This window comes from Parabacteroides sp. PF5-6, from assembly GCF_029504695.1.
Lineage (GTDB): Bacteria > Bacteroidota > Bacteroidia > Bacteroidales > Tannerellaceae > QVMG01.
The window spans coordinates 45,640-61,449 of the sequence record NZ_JAQFIN010000012.1 but is presented as its reverse complement, the minus strand read 5'-3'; the positions used below and the strand labels follow the sequence as shown (position 1 = coordinate 61,449).

The window sequence follows — 15,810 nt, the reverse complement described above, 5'->3', positions numbered from 1 at the left end:
ATTCCTAAGAACTCCTAAAAAAAAGAAATTATGACCTACAAATTAGCACTCACAAACAACGGCCTACAAGCCCAAAAGCTCCTCCGCCCAGCGAAGGACAAAATAGCTTATGCGTATGAAAAGAGAAAAAAATAGTTTGCAATTATCCCTCTTCCTATGGCCTGTACACCATCGGAACCGCCTGCCGGCCCCGATGCAAAAGCCGCCCTGGAAGATCCTCTGTTGCGAAGGCACGATCCTGATCGCCACTTCGGAGCAGCGAAGAAGACTAAGTAGTCAAAGTAATTAAAGTAATCACTACTTAATTACTAATGAGTAAAATATAAAATAACGACCAAGGTGCAAATTCCTATGAGTTCCTATGAATTCCTATGAGTTCCTATGAGTTCCTATGAATTCCTAACAAAAAAGAAATGCTAAAAAAATGAAACTGTCAACGACATCCTTTCTCCTCTTACTGGTCGGAGCCATCCTTGCCTCCTGCCAGCATGTGTCTATCCACCCCGATACACCGGCTCCCGATCCGTACGGTCCCCACGATGATCTCATCGCCGGGCTGACCTTGCGCTTTGGATCCGTCCGTACGCGTGCCGATGTCGTCGAAGTATTAGACGGAGAGACCGATATCCAATCGATTGCCTGTTTCGTGCGCACGAAAGACTTCGGAAAGCCGGGCGAGCCGACCTACCGCCAGGGTGTGTTCCAATCGTTCTTCTTCAAAGACGACGAGATCACCGACGAGGGGAACGGCAGCTTCTCTATCGACCTGGATATCCAAAGCCCCAGCGTAGCCGGCAAGACCGATATCGCCGTCATTGCCAACTACCGCGAGAACGGTCTGGAGACTGCCTTACAGCAAGTGGCGCAATGGCATGAACTTTTCGAACAGGTCTCCGCCCCGGTGACTGCCGCGGGTATCCGGTCGCCGCTGTTGATGTTCGGTTATAAAGAAGTCGCGCTCTCCCATACCGTGGAGACGACCGTGACCCTGCCCGTGCAACGCCTGGTCGCCCGCTTCGATATCGAGAACAAAGCAGCCGACGCGGCAAAGAGACCGTTCCTGTTGAAATCCGCCGAGATCATTCACCCCAAACAATACAGCTTCTTGATCGGAGGCAACGATGAAGCATACAATATCCCTGTGTTCGATGGTCATTTCCAGGCCGTCGATTGCGCGGACAATAAAAATATCAAAGGGCTCTACACTTACGAGACCGCCAACGACGGCTCCGTCGCCCATACCGCTCTCTTGATCCGCGGCACACTCGACGGCAAGGCCTACAGCAAACGCATCGACCTGATGCAAGACGGCGAGATCATCGCCCTGGCACGTAACACCCGCTACGCGATCACACTCACCCCGGCTGCCGACGGACAAGGGGTCGACTGGTCGTTCACGGTCGACGACTGGTCGGAAGGCACCGTCATCCCCGTCAAGCCCGATTACCAGCAGCCGATCCTGGGAAATTTCACCTTCGAAGATGACAAAGGAGCCCTGACCACGGCAAACACCTGGCAGGAAGACACCCGCACCGCCTTATTGAAACAGATAGCGGCCGGATATAAGATACGGTTCACCGTCGACAGCCCGCAGAACACCCGCGTCTCTATCTCTTTCCCCGAAGGCACCTGGGCACAGATGGGCATCACCACCGATGCCGAAAAACAAGCGTTTGTGCAACGGAGCGCTTCCGCTTCCAACGGTTTATTGATCCAGGAAGAGTATGTGATCGAATTCCCTGCCTTTATCGATGAGTTTGTCGCCGAGGTACGGGTCGAAAGTGCCACCAACCCCCGCTATTTCGAAACCTTCCGCTTGGTTTCCAACCCGACGTATCTCTGCGTCCTGGAAGATGCCTGGATGGAAAGTGCGACAGGCGTACGGATAGAAGATGGCTGGAACAATTCGACGAGAACCTTCCGCTTAGATGACAAGCCCAAGAATAAGATCCGGTTCACGGTCAAAAGCACCGGCAATGCCAATGTCAGCCTCCAGCCCGTTTCCGGTAATATCAATGCCTTGGGGGTGACAGAGACAGATATCCGATTAGTCTCCCAACGCACGACAGGCGACTACACGGTCCAGGAGTTCGAGCTCGGCTTCCCGGCAGCGATCATGGAGGACGTGCAGGCGAAACTAATTATCTCAAGCTCAAATAATCCGCTGGGCTACGATATTGTGATCGTGCTCGATAACCTGCCCGGCCGATATGGCGACGACGGGCTGGCGGGTGTACGCTTCGGCACCACCTATTGGGCGCCGCTCAATCTGGGCGCGACCACCACCGACAATACCAACCCCTCGACCGCTTCCACCGGATACTTCTACCAGTTCGGACGCAATACGCCGTTCACCCAGTATCCGGCGCCGGCAATAGAAGAAGGACCTGTCGGCTGGGATAAACGCCATACCACGATCTTTTATTATACGCCGGAGATTGCTTCCAAGTACGACTGGGTAAGAGATTACGGAAACGAGCGGGCTACCCGCGACGCCTTTTGGCTCAGCCCGGCAAACACCCCTTGTCCCCAAGGCTGGCGATTGCCTACCCGGACGGAAGTCCTTCAGTTTGTAAGCGCGACCAAGAGTAATTACGCGTTGGAAACAGAGCAGAAACGCTGGCGTTTCACCGGCGATGATGGAAAGACATTGTATATCCCCCAGACCGGATGGATCAATTACAAAGACGGAACGGTTAAATCGCCGGAAGAACCCCAGACCCGGTTATGGGCGTGCGAAGCTTACTTAGGCCGATACAACTACGCGTATGTTCTTTTGTTGGAGGGTAGCGATAAGATACAAAATAATAATATCGTTGCGGCGCAGGGCAATGCTGTTCGGTGTGTGAAGAGGGTTGGGGATTAGGGAGTGAAGGATCTTAAGGAGTTTGAGGGGTTTAAGGAATTAGAGCAATTAAGGCAAAAAGATATTACTGAAGTATAGTAAACAATAAGTTCAATTAAAAACAAAAAGAAAATGAAACATTATTTAGTAACATTTCTGCTCCTGGCGGGAGCTTTCCTATCCTCCTGCCAGGACGAGCCACTCGGCCAGGGGCCGGAGGGACCAGTAAGCCCGGTTGGTCCGGGCAGTAATGATATGGCTGGGTTAACCTTGAAGATCGGATCCGTACGTACGCGTGCCGACCAGGTAAATATATTGCCGGGAGAGCTTACGGTGAAGTCGATCGCTTGCTTTGTGCGCACCAAAGACTTCGGCAAGCCGGGTGATACAGGCTACAAACAAGGGGTGTTCCTGCCGTATTTTATCGACGATGAAAACGATATCGAAGATAATGGCGATGGCAGCTTTGAGGTCAACCTCGAGGTGCAAAGCCCCAGCGTAGCGGGAAAGAGTGATGTGGCGGTGATCGCCAACTACAAAGAGAACGGACTGGAGGCAGCCTTGAAAACTGTCACGCGATGGGATGATCTTCTGCAATTGACCACCCCTGCCGCCACCGCCGCGGGCATTAAGCGGCCGCTCTTGATGTTCGGTTATAAAGAGGTGACACTCTCGCATACGGCAAAGACCACCGAATCGATCAGTATGGAACGCCTTGTCGCCCGATTCGATATCGAAAACAAAGCTTTCGACGCGCCGAAGAAACCGTTCCTGTTGCAGTCGGTCGAGGTGATCAACCCCAAGACACAGGCTTACCTGGTTCCGGGCAATGAGGATACGTATAATATCCCGGTTTTGGAGACGGGTTTTACGAAGGTCGACTGCATCGAGCATAAACGCGTCGAGGGCATCTATACCTACGAAGCCGCCAACGACGGATCGGTTGCCCATACGGCATTGTTGATCCGCGGCACGCTCGACGGGGTCGCCTACGCGAAACGCATCGACCTGATGAAAGACGGTGAGATCATCGCCCTGGCACGCAATACCCGTTACCTGATCACGCTCAATCCCGCCGCCGACCAATCGGGTATCGACTGGTCGTTTACGGTCGACGACTGGTCGGAAGGCACCGTCATCCCCGTCAAGCCCGAATACCAGAAACCCGTCGCCAGCAATATGACCTTCGAAGACGCCGCCGGCCAGCCGGTTGCCGCCAATACGTGGGACAATACGATGAAAGCCTGCCTCCTGGGCTCGGTCAATGCCGGCGATAAGATCAAGTTTACGGTCGATAACCTGCAGAACACCAATGCCGTGATCTCCTTTATAAACGGCGACTGGGCAGACCTCGGCATCACCGACCAAGCCGGCAAAGACGCCTTTATCACCAGCAACGCGAGCATTGAGAGCAAAGCCACCGTGGTCAAAGAAGAATATACCATCACCTTCCCGGCGGCACCCACCACCGCTTTCGAGATGGAGATCCGCCTGGAAAGCAAAACCAAACCGGGTTATTACGAAAGCTTCCGCTTAATCTTCCTGCCCGAATTCGATTGTATGATTGAAGCGCCGAAATTATTAAGTGCAGCCGGGGGGGATGTCACAAATGGCAACTGGCATTTACCTTCTAAAACATTCTTTGTCGACCGTCCGGAAGGCAACTTTAAGATCACCTTTAAGGTCAAGACCTTCCATAGTTCGAAGGCGGAGTTAACGGTAACTTCAGGAAACCTAAGCTATCTGGGCATTACCGCCTCGGATATAAAAGTAAAAAAGACAACAAAGGAAGGCAATTATGTGATAGAAGAGTATGAGATTGTCTTCCCCGAAATGGTGAATTTTTCGGTAGAAGCCGAGGTGAAGATTGCCAATGCGATTAAGCCGGAGAAGTTTGATAAGTTTATACTGAAGAGGGTTGTCGAATACTATCCTAGCCCGAGTATACTTGGCGTGCGTATCGGTAATCTCCTTTGGGCACCGGTTAATGTCGGCGCCACCAGCGTGGATAATAGCAATCCGTCACTGGCTTCCACCGGAAAGTATTATCAATGGGGAAGGACGAATAATGGGTTTGATATACATGGGACGTTTACTACAACGCAGGGACCTACCGCCTGGAGCAACCGGGAGAATGGTACTTTTTATTATACTGGCGGCTCTGCCACCCAAAACGACTGGCTTACAAACTCCGGTACCGACCACGCCACCCGCGACGCCTACTGGAGTACCCCGGCCAATACCCCCTGCCCCACCGGCTGGCGCCTGCCGACCAAGGCAGAAGCCGATCAGTTTCAAACGGCAAGACAACGCAAAGCCGTTCGGGAAGACGCGCAAAAACGTTGGAAGGTCACCGGCGACGATGGACAGGCGTTATACTTTCCGCAGACGGGGCGGATCATGAGCAGTGACGGAAGTGTCAGCGACCTGATTAAGTATCCCAATTGTTATTTATGGACCTCCGAGAAGTATCCCGACACCAGCTCACGAGGCCACTTCTTCTCTCTCAATGGTGCGAATAATGTAACCGTCAGCACCTACTACGTCTCTTACGGCTTCGCCCTGCGTTGCGTGAAATCCCTTTAAGGGAATCCCCCGATTCGCTTAGCGAAGCGAATCGATAGCGGAACGGATATCAAACGCATTTCGTTCCAGGCATTTTGACAAGCTGGAACTTTTGTTCCACCCCCTCTTTTTTTGTGGAACTTTTGTTCCTCCCAGGAGAAACTTTTGTTCCACCTAAGAGAAACTTTTGTTCCATGCCGGAGAAACTTTTGTTCCATGTAGGGGAAACTTTTGTTTCATGCAGGGAAATTTGGAGCATGATCTCTAAGGGTGGAAAAAAGGAGGGTATCCTGGGATGATGAAATGATGGTATCTAATGATGGATGAAAGGATGGTATCTAAAGCTCCTCTCCTGGACAGGAGAGGGGGACCGCCGCTTGCGGTGGTGGAGAGGTTGTCTTTGAAATATTGTCTTTGAAAAGTCTTTTAGGAACAACCGCCCCACCGCTGCAAGCAGCGGTCCCCCCCGCCTGACCAGGCGGGGAGCCAAGATAGTCCAATTGATATAAACACAGTAGAGAAACAACTGATTAAAGAAATAACTGATTAAGAAACAAACAAAAAAAATGAAACATACAATATTATTCACCACAATCCTTGCCTTGTTATTGTTGGCTTTTGCCTGCAGCGAAGGGCAGGAAGGCCCGCTCGAGATCCTTCCGGCGGGCGATGGCACGGCATTGCTCTCGATGCGTATCGGCGATATCCGTACCCGTGCCGATGAGAATGACTTCACCGCCGAAGCGGCAGAGAAAGAGATCCGAAGCCTCGCCTGCTTTGTGCAGACATACGGCGTAGGCGACGAAGACGCGCCGGAATACAAGCCGGGTGCTTTTGGCAAATATTTCTCGACCGAAGACCTGCAATCGCCCATGGGCATGGAAGAGGCATTAGTGAAAAAGAGCGAGGGCGTGTATAGCGTCACCGTGCGCGTACGCAGCGAAGGATTTAATACCGAGAAAGGCTCGGATGTGATCTTTATCGCCAACTACCAGCATACGGATCCGGCACTCGACCTGACGGAAGACCTCAAGAAACTCGAGAGCTGGGAAGAACTCGAAGCGATGCTGACCAAGAAGGTGACCCAGTCGCCCGGCGCGCCGCTCCTGATGTTCGCCCAGCAGAACGTGACCCTGGTCGAAGGCAAGAACCATATCAGTACGGCAGCGATGAAACGTATGGCCGTGCGCCTCGATGTGGAATATGTCGAGAAACTGTTGGATCCGGACGCTACGAAGAAATTCAACCTCACCTCGGTACAGCTGGTCAACCCCAAAAACAGCTCGTTCCTCTTGCCACACGATGAAGACGAGGTGGACGCGCTGGAGGTGGCCGCTACCTTCCCGGTGGTGACACCCACGACGGAGAAACCTGATGAGATCAAACAGATCTATCTCTATCCGGCATCGAACCGCAACAATACCGAGCCGACACGTATCCGCGTCAAAGGCACGTACTACAATACGAACCTGCCGATCGACAAGACGATCGACTTTGTGGACGGCGAAGGCAACAGCCTGCCATTGGTGCACAACACACGCTACGCCTTGCAATTGATGCCTACGGGCGACAATAAAGACCTGAACTGGACGTTCACGGCGGTAGACTGGAGCGACGGCCGCACGATCGAAGTCAACGCGGCACAGGATCCGGTGGTATTGAAAGATATTGAGTTCACGCCGGCGCAGACCACACGCTGGGATGCTGCCAAGCGCGCGTTCGATATCAACGACCTGGCGGAAGGTGCCACGATGAAGTTCACCGTCGAAGGCAATAGCCCGACGACCTTCGATGTGACGTGCCTCTATAACAAGACAGCCTCTTCGATCGGTATCACCGACGCGGCAGGTCTGCAGGCGATCGTCACGCAGTCGCCCGCCGAAGCGAAGATCGATCCCGCGACGCAGAAGACGACTTTCTCGCAAGCCTACTCCATCGCTATCCCTTCACAGGAAGGGCGCGAACAGGTGCCTATCGAGATCAAAGTATATATCCGCGACGCGGCAAACTACAACAATGCCGACTCCATCATCTTCACCTCCCTGCCCGACTATAACGGCATCGCCGGCCTGAAACCCGTGAAATTCGCCGGCCAGTATTGGGCACCGGTGAATGTAGGCGCGACAACGACGACCTCAGGGGATAACCTCGCGTTTATGGGGTATACTTTTCAATGGGGGAGGAATGGGACGAAGTTGGAAGTGCCGACTACCGGATCACTAAGCAATATGGTGGAAGGGCCGGTTTCTTATGCGAAGGCGTCCACAGATTATAAGGATAACTTTATTAGCACAGTAGCAGAAAACGACTGGTTGATTGCCGAAGATGCCTACAAACCTACTCGAGATTTGCTCTGGAGTAAGAATGTAAATGATAGTCCTTGCCCGAAAGGCTGGCGATTGCCACGAGTGGATGAGTTAAAGAAGATTGTGGATGCCAAAACACCGGGTGTACATGAAGTGTCTAATCTCCGCTTTGTAATTCAGGGCGATGAGGCAGGCACAGAGCTGATCTTACCATTGGCAGGATGGTGTACCCGAGATGGGGCTTCATTTTCCAGAGGTGCCGGCGGTTTGTACTGGGCTTCGGGCTTATCCGCTAAAGGTAAAGCCGGCCGGATATTAATCAATCCAAACGGTACGACTGTAATTGACTATGGCTTCCCGGTTGCGACACAGAGTATCCGCTGCATCCAGGAATAGCTCCTCTCCCGAGGGAAGAGCATAAGAGATATGCGCAATGATGGTATTCTGGCTCCTTGCCTGGCCAGGCGAGGGGGACCGCTGCTTGCAGCGGTGGAGTGGTTGTTTTTTGAAAAGGTATTTGTGAGGTAGTTTTTAGAGAGACAACCTCTCCACCATCGCAAGCGATGGTCCCCCTCTCCTGTCCAGGAGAGGAGCCAAGATAGAACCTATCCTATGAAGCCATAGGAATATAAAGAAAGAGGGCAGCCCCTCATTGTTAATTGATAATGGATAATTGATAATGGAGAATTATTAATTGCCAACCAACGGTCGCTTAGCGAAGCGTAAAGCAATTATCAATTAACAATTATCCATTATCAAGTTGTCACTGGAGAGAAATTTATAAGAGTATTCGGAACCGGCCGGTAACAGGAAAGGCATTGCCTCCCGTTGCCGAAAAGTTCCCGCGATCATGAAAAGGATAAGATACATAGCTTCACTATGGATTGGGGTGGTAGGGATGATCCTGACACTACCTACTTCATGTGCCGTCGATACAGAGGTATTGACCTGCTCTTATAATGTCGAACTGGAATATTGGTACACCCGCGAATGGACCAAAGAGGAGAATATGGTGGCGAACTATATCTACCGGATCAACGAGTATGTGTTCGACCAGAGCGGACTGCTCTATCAGATCAATGAGTTGCCGGTCGGTAGTGGCAAACGGGCGTTTGTCTCGACCCTGACGCTGCCCGATGGAGAGTACACCGCTGTGGCCTGGGGTAATCTCTCGCGCCTCGAACAGGGGTGGGAGCCGGAGATCGGCACCACCACACTCGAAGAGGCGCGCATCCGCCTGTCGGCACCTTATGCCACCGAACAGGCGGCATGGGGCGATACAGAGGAACACGGCAATATCGATCCGCTCTATTATGGGTACACCACCTTCTCGGTCCGCGGAGACAAGCCGCAGCGCCTGCGCGTGGGCATGACGCACGCCCACCTCTTGTTGGAGGTCGTCGTCAAATGGGCACGCAACGCGCCTGCCAATACACGCGACTTCAGCCTCGAACTGCGCGATGTGCCGGCGGTCTACGGGTTCTTCCCGGAGTATACCGAGTCGAAAAGCGCGGCATCGACCAACCCCATCACCCACCGGATCCCCGAAGTGATGGAGAAGGGCACGGGGCATACGCGCGACTATCGCCTGAAGGCAACGATGGATATCGCGCGCGCGCTCAAAGCGGAGTTTGTCACCAATCGACTGACCGACCAGTCGCACCCGCTCTTTACCGTTTATGCCGGTGAGCAGCAGCTGATCAAAGATCTCGACCTGGAGAAATACTTCCGCACCATGCAGCTCGGCCTCAGCCGTAACCTGCGGCAGGAGTTCCGCATCCAGGTGATGATCTATGACGATCGGGTGGAGGTGTCGCCGATGGTCTTCTCCGATTGGGAGAATGGCGGCACGATTGGGGGGAATGTTTAAGGAATTCTTAAGAGCTCATAAGAACTCCTAAGGACTTCTAAGAGCTCATAAGAACTCATAGGAACTCATAAGAGCTCATAAGAACTCATAAGAGCTCATAAGAGCATAAGAGCTCATAAGAACTCATAAGAGCTCATAAGAACTCATAAGAGCTCATAAGAACTCATAAGAGCTCCTAAGAACTCATAGGAACTCATAAGAGCTCATAGGAACTCATAAGAGCTCATAAGAACTTATAAGAACCTTATGAACCGCCCCTTCTCTTATGAGTTCCTATGAATTCCTATGAATTCCTATGAGTTCCTAAATAGAAAGAAAAGAAAAGAAAGAAAAGAAAAAAAGAAAACAACAATTTCTAATTAAAAACAAAAAGAAAATGAAACAGAAACTTGCATTAATCGCCCTTTCGGGCTTATTATTCGCTGCTTGCAGCAATGATCCGGCAGACCAATTGTTTGTGCCGGATGGGGAGAAAGAACTGGTCTATCAGTTCCCCGGCATCGCCGCGGGAAAGGTGGTGCCCTATACCCGGGCGGATATCGCTACCGAAGCGGAGAACAAACTGGCGACACTCGATATCTATGTGTTCAAAGGCAATGACGACAATGCCGTGTTGGAACGTATCTACCACAGCAAAGAAGGCGACGATGCCGAAGACAATAAATTCGTGATCACCAGCAACGGTGAGGTGGTGAGCGCCAAGATCTCCGTGCCGATGGCCGATGATAACAAAGCGAAAGTGTTCTTCTTTGTCGGCAACGGACGGGATATTATCTCGCTGAATACCGCCAAAGCGAACGTGACCACCCTGGGTGCCTTCAAAGACTTTAGCGTCAACCCGCTGACACCGGCCAAGCCGATCACCGCTCCGCTGTTGATGACCGAGGTACAGACCGTAGCCGATATCACGACCCTGAGCGGCGCGCAGACGGTGAACCTGACCCGCCGCATGGCACGTTTCGACGTGAGCAATATCGCCCGCGACTCGAACTTCGAGATCGAAGAGATCCTGATCTTCGGCGCACGCCCTTCGACACGACTCTTTAAGAACGCTTCGGCAACCGATCAGACGGAGACCATCGCCATGAACGCGATCGACTTTACGAAGATCACCAACGCCAACAAAGGCGAGAGCCAGAGTGTGTTCTATATCTACCCGACGCTGAACCTGGGCGCGGATGGCGCGAGCGAAACGGAGCTCTCCCTGGTCGGTAAGGTGACCGGTACGCAGACACAACAGGTCTATCCCGTGAAGTTTATGGCTCCGAAAGCAGATGATCCCGATGAGATGGAACACCTGAAGATCGCCGCCAACCACCGCTATATCATCGAGATCCAGAAATCGGGTATCTCCGACCTGGCAGCTACGCTGAAGGTGGACGAATGGAAAGAAGGTGCCGGCGTGGTCTCTCCCGTTGAGCCGGGCACGATCCGGGTATTGGACGAAGACGGTCAGGTGATCGCCGACAATAAGATGGCTGTCGACGCGGCAGGCGCTACACTGACACTGAAGGTCGAAGCCACCAGCCGCTGGACGGTCGATGCCGTACCGACGGAGATCGACTGGATCACCGTTTCGGGTGTCGACGCGACCGAGGTAGGCACCGGTTTCACCGTCAAGGTAGAAGCTAATACCACCGGCGCCGCCCGTTCCTATATCCTCTATGTGCGTAACGCCGCGGAGAAATCTATTCTGCAGCCGGTGATCATTATGCAGGAGTAAAGCAGAAGCGGAAGCTTCTGCTAATTATGAATGATGAATTATGAATGATGAGAAAAAGGAAACAACCCAGTTCTCATAATTCATAATTCAAAATTCATAATTGACTAAGGATTACTAACCCTTGAATATCTCTCCAGAAGACGGTTGTCCGGAGTTCGCTCCGGCAACCGTTCACTTCAACCTTCTTACTTCTATCTCCTTACTTCTTACTTCAAAACAACTCACTTCAAACTTCTCACTTATGACTGATCAATCTTCTTTCTCCAGCCGATGGCTAAAATATCTGTTTAGCTTTGTCTTCTTTTTTGCCCTGTTGTTTACCTTTGGCGATGATGCCCATCCGGCTATCGAATACAAAAGACAAAAAATAGACCTTAATCAGGAAGTAGGTGGGCAGGATTTTATTCCACAGCTTAATACATGCCCCAAAGGCCTAAGCCGGATCATGGATTGGGAGGTGCCGGTTTAAGGGAAAGGGGTGTAAGGGGTGTAAGGAAGGGGGTTAAGGCTCGTAATCCAGGGGGAGGGTGTCGCCTATGCGGGTTTTCGACATGCTGCCGGAAACGACAAGGTCACGCACATCGTATATGTTGCCGTAAGCGTCGGAGTGGTAGGTGTTCGATTTGAATTCGAAATAGGTCGGTTCCTGCTTGTGTAAGACTGTGATCACGACAGAGGAGCTGTCGGCATGCGGCGCAAACGTATCCTTATACTCATAGTATTTCGGGTGGATACGGATAATTTTCGTGTCTTCCGCTTGCGGGTCATTGGTTACTATAAAGAGCTTTTCCGGCGGAACGGAAGGGATGGTGTAGGGGGACTTCTTTAGTTTTTTATCAATCAATAAACGAAAGAATTCTTTCGACGAACCATTGTAGGCCCTTTCCCGTCGTTTCTGTATGGCTAAATTCCCCTGGCTGACATCCTGATAGGAGGTAGGGCCGAGGTATAAGACCCGCTTAAAAGCTTTGTTCCACAAACTAACCTCGTAATACTCCGCTTCGAAAACCAACAACTCCATCGAAATGATATAACCCAGGTATTTATTCTCGATCACAACCGGAGCGTCGCAAAAGGCTTTTAAGGTTTTATTGGGCCGGTCGTAATGGAAGTAAATATCGTTTTCGTTACGGATGATACAGGAACGTCCGGCTTTGCTCGTGCCCAGGAACTGATCTTTGAACGCCCGCATCATCTCCTTGCGGCTAAACCTCGGTTTGTCGCCTTTCACCAGGACTTCGCTGATCCGGTTTTCTTTTTCATTCAGTTCGATCACCGCAGGTATGCTTTCGAAAGGTTTCTCGGCGACGAATGAATGATAGGCCACATGACTGATAATCAAGCGGGTGTTTACCCTTTTGTTTACTTTCAATTCGAAATTCCCATCCGCATCGGTAATGGTGAAGTAGGAGGTACCTTCCAGATATACATTGGCATTGATCACCGACTCTTTCGTCTGCTTATCAAAAACAGTTCCCTTTAGTACCTGTGCCGTCACAGATAAGAAAGGGAACAAAAAGAGGACGCAATATATCAGAAGCTTTCTCATATTGCGAATATACACAAATTACTTCTCAATCAAAGCGATAACCGGATTATCTTCTTCATCGACACGTTTGAGGTGTTCGATTTCGGGAGAAAGTTTAGCTGAACCGTGTTTTTCGAACCATTCGACGACTTCCGTTGCTTCGATCAGCCCGCCATATTCGCCTCGCGAAGAGATCGTTTCGGGACGCAGGGGCAGGAAGCCGGTCAGGTCGTCCAGGATGCCTTCTTCGATGCGTCCGATGCGAACCTCACCGGTTGTTTTGTTGTATATGGCGTTGAAGGCTTTCCGTTTGTCGTCGGTATATATATGTTGTACGAGGCGCAGAATCATCAGTTCCCGGCTGTCGAGGATCTGGGTGACCATCAAGGCGTGATCGTGTTCGGTATTGAACCGTTCGGCATAGGGCCAGTGGTACTTACCCAGGTCTAAGACATAAGCCGGTTCGAGGGCATAGTTGTTCACCCGGTAGATCGTATCATTATGTTCGGTCTTGAGATATGCCTGATTATCGACCGCCCACATCCGTTGCAGATTCATGAGATGGATATAGGCCTTGCCCGGCGCATCCTTGAAGTAGATCATAATCACTCCGGCGCCGGTGGAGCCGTACACCTCGCGGTTGTTCTCGCTTTTCAAGACGGAGATCGACGCGATATTGCCGGCATTGTAATCCTGATCCTGCTCGTGCAACACCAGGGTATGCAACACACTGTCTTCGGTAAAGAACTGCACATTCTCCGTGCCTTCGCCCAGGAAATCGCTCGTATGCGCGACGGTGGTTTTTTTATCCAAAGCGACAAACGAACCGCTGGTTGCCATGCCTTCGGGTAAGGTGAATTTGCGCTGGAACTGTCCTTTCAGGTCATACATACACCAGGAACGATGCCAACTGTCCAGGCAGATCGTCCGCGTCAAAGGGTTCACCCAGCCGTTGGCGTTGCGATAGCCTTCGGGATCTTCGCCATGATGTCCGACGGTAGTCAGGAAACGCCCGGTCTGTTTGTCGAACAACAGGCATTGTTTCGCGGTGGTCACCATAATCTGATCGTCCAGGATGGTGATATTCGCTCCGTTACCGATCACACTCTCATCGGTGGTTTCCAACGCCACATAACGTACCTTGGAGAAATAGTCCGAAGCCTTTAACGTCTGCTGATCGGAGAAGGCGGAGGCGATATCGATCCGGTTATCTCCTTGCTCTACTGCCGGAGCGCATGCCCCGAATAATAACACACACAAACCGCTGTTAATCCACTTTTTTAGCTGCATTCTTTTTCGATGTAATTATGACAACCCCATGTTTTCCTTTCTCTCCATAGCTATCTGCTGCCGCCTGATCTTTCAATACGCTTATACTCTCAATCGTTTCCGGGGCGATTGCGTGCACACTTTCCACTTCCACGCCATCCAGGAGGATCAGCGGTTTAGCGTCTTTGTCCCAGAACGGCTGCATTCCTTTTTGAGCTTCTTCGATCGCTATCTGTTTTTCCTTTATCATCTTCTCGATCTCCGGTTGTTTCTCTTTCATATACAGTTCGATCTCTTTTTGTTTTTCCTGGATCAACCTATCGATCTCCGGTTGCTTTTCCTGCATGATCTTTTCGATCTCCGCTTGTTTATCAGCAAACATAAGAGCGATTTCTTTATTAACTTCCTGCAGCTTCTGCCAGTCGGCTTCGGAGATTTTGTTTAATTTTTGCATCCCCATCTTGGTGGTATCGATAGAAAGCAGCGTTCCTTTCAGGTCCAGGGTCACTGCCAGATCATTCAGGTTGGTCTGCAGATTCTCCATTTGCAGATCCAGCTCTCCCCATTGAATATCATCCAACTTGATACCATCCCATTGAATATCATCCCACTTGATACTATCCCATTGAATATCATTCAACTGAAGATCACCCAGTTTGACACCATCCAATGGAATATCGAAGACGATTTGCGGTTGAACGTCGGCTTTTACCGTCACCGTATCCGTCGCCGTGACCGTTGTTTCTACTTTTTTCTGCTCCGGAACTTCTTTAATCGGAACAATTTCACTAATTTTGACCGAAGAAATCTTCTCTAACTCCTGAGAGATTTCCGGACGGGCAAAGGCGGCGACTGCCAGCGCTGCCAACGGGAGTACGAACGCGTACTTCAACCGGGCCCATGGATTGGATTTTTTTTTCATCATCATAAGAATTCGCTTTTTAAGTGATTGGTGATTAAAGCTGTTGGCCATAGAAGTGAAGCGCTGTGAACCAACAGCTTTTTTAATTAATAATAATTGATACCGTTTGGCATCGATGCCTTGTTGTAACACTTTTTCATCGGCTTCGTACTCATGGATGTTCTGCAATTCCTGCTTGAAGAGCCAGATCGCGGGATTGAACCAATGAAACAAAATACAGATCTCCGTGAGTAGGAGATCCAAAGAGTGGCGCGATTGGATATGCGCCATTTCGTGGCTGATGATTTCCCGTCCCCCTTCTTCCCGGTCTTTCCGGGAGATCACAATCCATTTCATCCAACTGAAAGGCGCCACCGGATCGGAGGTAACCACCAATCGGATACCGCCTTCCAGGCGTTCTTCCGTTTTGCCCCGTCGCAGGATGCGGAATATGCTGACACACGAACAGAGAAAAGCGATGCCGCAGATCAGACTGCCCAACAGATAGCCCCACAACACGAGGCGGATCCACAGGGGCGTGACCGTCACCGCCTCTTCCGCGCCCAACATCGTGGCCATCATTAGGAGCGTCTCCAGGTCCAATAAGGATTGTTGCACCACCACCGGCTCTTCGACCGAGAATGTCACCAGCGGGATCACGACCGATAAGAGAATCAAACACAGAATCCCGATCCGGTTGAAACGGTGGAAAGTCTCTTTCGTCACCAACAGCCTGTAGAAGAGGTAAAACAACGCCAGGCAAAACGACGACTTTACGATATAGACAAAAAAGGCACCCATAA

Annotated in this window: 10 protein-coding genes; 7 read left to right on the top strand and 3 right to left on the bottom strand. The window is 51.1% G+C overall.

From position 1 onward, the window contains the following. The first annotated feature begins 115 nt into the window (after positions 1–115). The 7 genes from M2133_RS12860 to M2133_RS12830 all read left to right on the top strand — a co-directional run bounded on the left by M2133_RS12860 (position 116) and on the right by M2133_RS12830 (position 11,778). Positions 116–289 (top strand): hypothetical protein, encoded by a 174-nt coding sequence (locus M2133_RS12860; RefSeq protein WP_277466574.1) that lies wholly within the window; start codon positions 116–118, stop codon positions 287–289. A gap of 135 nt (positions 290–424) precedes the next feature. Continuing rightward, positions 425–2,866: a hypothetical protein gene (locus M2133_RS12855; protein WP_277466573.1), complete on the top strand. Its 2,442-nt coding sequence runs from the start codon at positions 425–427 to the stop codon at positions 2,864–2,866. 111 nt (positions 2,867–2,977) lie between these two features. Next, on the top strand, positions 2,978–5,431 hold the full coding sequence (locus M2133_RS12850; protein ID WP_277466572.1) for a hypothetical protein: 2,454 nt from the start codon (positions 2,978–2,980) through the stop codon (positions 5,429–5,431). A gap of 545 nt (positions 5,432–5,976) precedes the next feature. Then, entirely contained in the window at positions 5,977–8,112 is a 2,136-nt protein-coding gene (locus tag M2133_RS12845; protein WP_277466571.1) for a hypothetical protein, read from the top strand. A gap of 454 nt (positions 8,113–8,566) precedes the next feature. Next, positions 8,567–9,586, top strand: a complete 1,020-nt coding sequence (locus M2133_RS12840) for a FimB/Mfa2 family fimbrial subunit (RefSeq protein ID WP_277466570.1) — start codon at positions 8,567–8,569, stop codon at positions 9,584–9,586. A 376-nt stretch (positions 9,587–9,962) separates the two neighbouring features. Further along, positions 9,963–11,309, top strand: coding sequence for a BACON domain-containing carbohydrate-binding protein (locus M2133_RS12835; RefSeq protein WP_277466569.1), 1,347 nt, complete (start codon positions 9,963–9,965; stop codon positions 11,307–11,309). A gap of 241 nt (positions 11,310–11,550) precedes the next feature. After that, on the top strand, positions 11,551–11,778 hold the full coding sequence (locus M2133_RS12830) for a hypothetical protein (protein ID WP_277466568.1): 228 nt from the start codon (positions 11,551–11,553) through the stop codon (positions 11,776–11,778). Between the two features lie 33 nt (positions 11,779–11,811). On the opposite strand, the gene M2133_RS12825 is transcribed toward M2133_RS12830, so the two are convergent. Genes M2133_RS12825 through M2133_RS12815 form a run of 3 tightly spaced genes read right to left on the bottom strand, consistent with a single transcriptional unit; the run spans position 11,812 to position 15,808 of the window. Continuing rightward, positions 11,812–12,858, bottom strand: coding sequence for a carboxypeptidase-like regulatory domain-containing protein (locus M2133_RS12825; protein WP_277466567.1), 1,047 nt, complete (start codon positions 12,856–12,858; stop codon positions 11,812–11,814). 18 nt (positions 12,859–12,876) lie between these two features. Beyond that, positions 12,877–14,127 (bottom strand): DUF4934 domain-containing protein, encoded by a 1,251-nt coding sequence (locus M2133_RS12820; protein ID WP_277466566.1) that lies wholly within the window; start codon positions 14,125–14,127, stop codon positions 12,877–12,879. Beyond that, positions 14,105–15,808 carry a M56 family metallopeptidase gene (locus tag M2133_RS12815; protein WP_277466565.1) on the bottom strand — a complete coding sequence of 568 codons (1,704 nt, stop codon included), beginning with the start codon at positions 15,806–15,808 and terminating at the stop codon, positions 14,105–14,107. The genes M2133_RS12820 and M2133_RS12815 overlap by 23 nt, the downstream gene beginning before the upstream one ends. Positions 15,809–15,810: the final 2 nt, after the last annotated feature.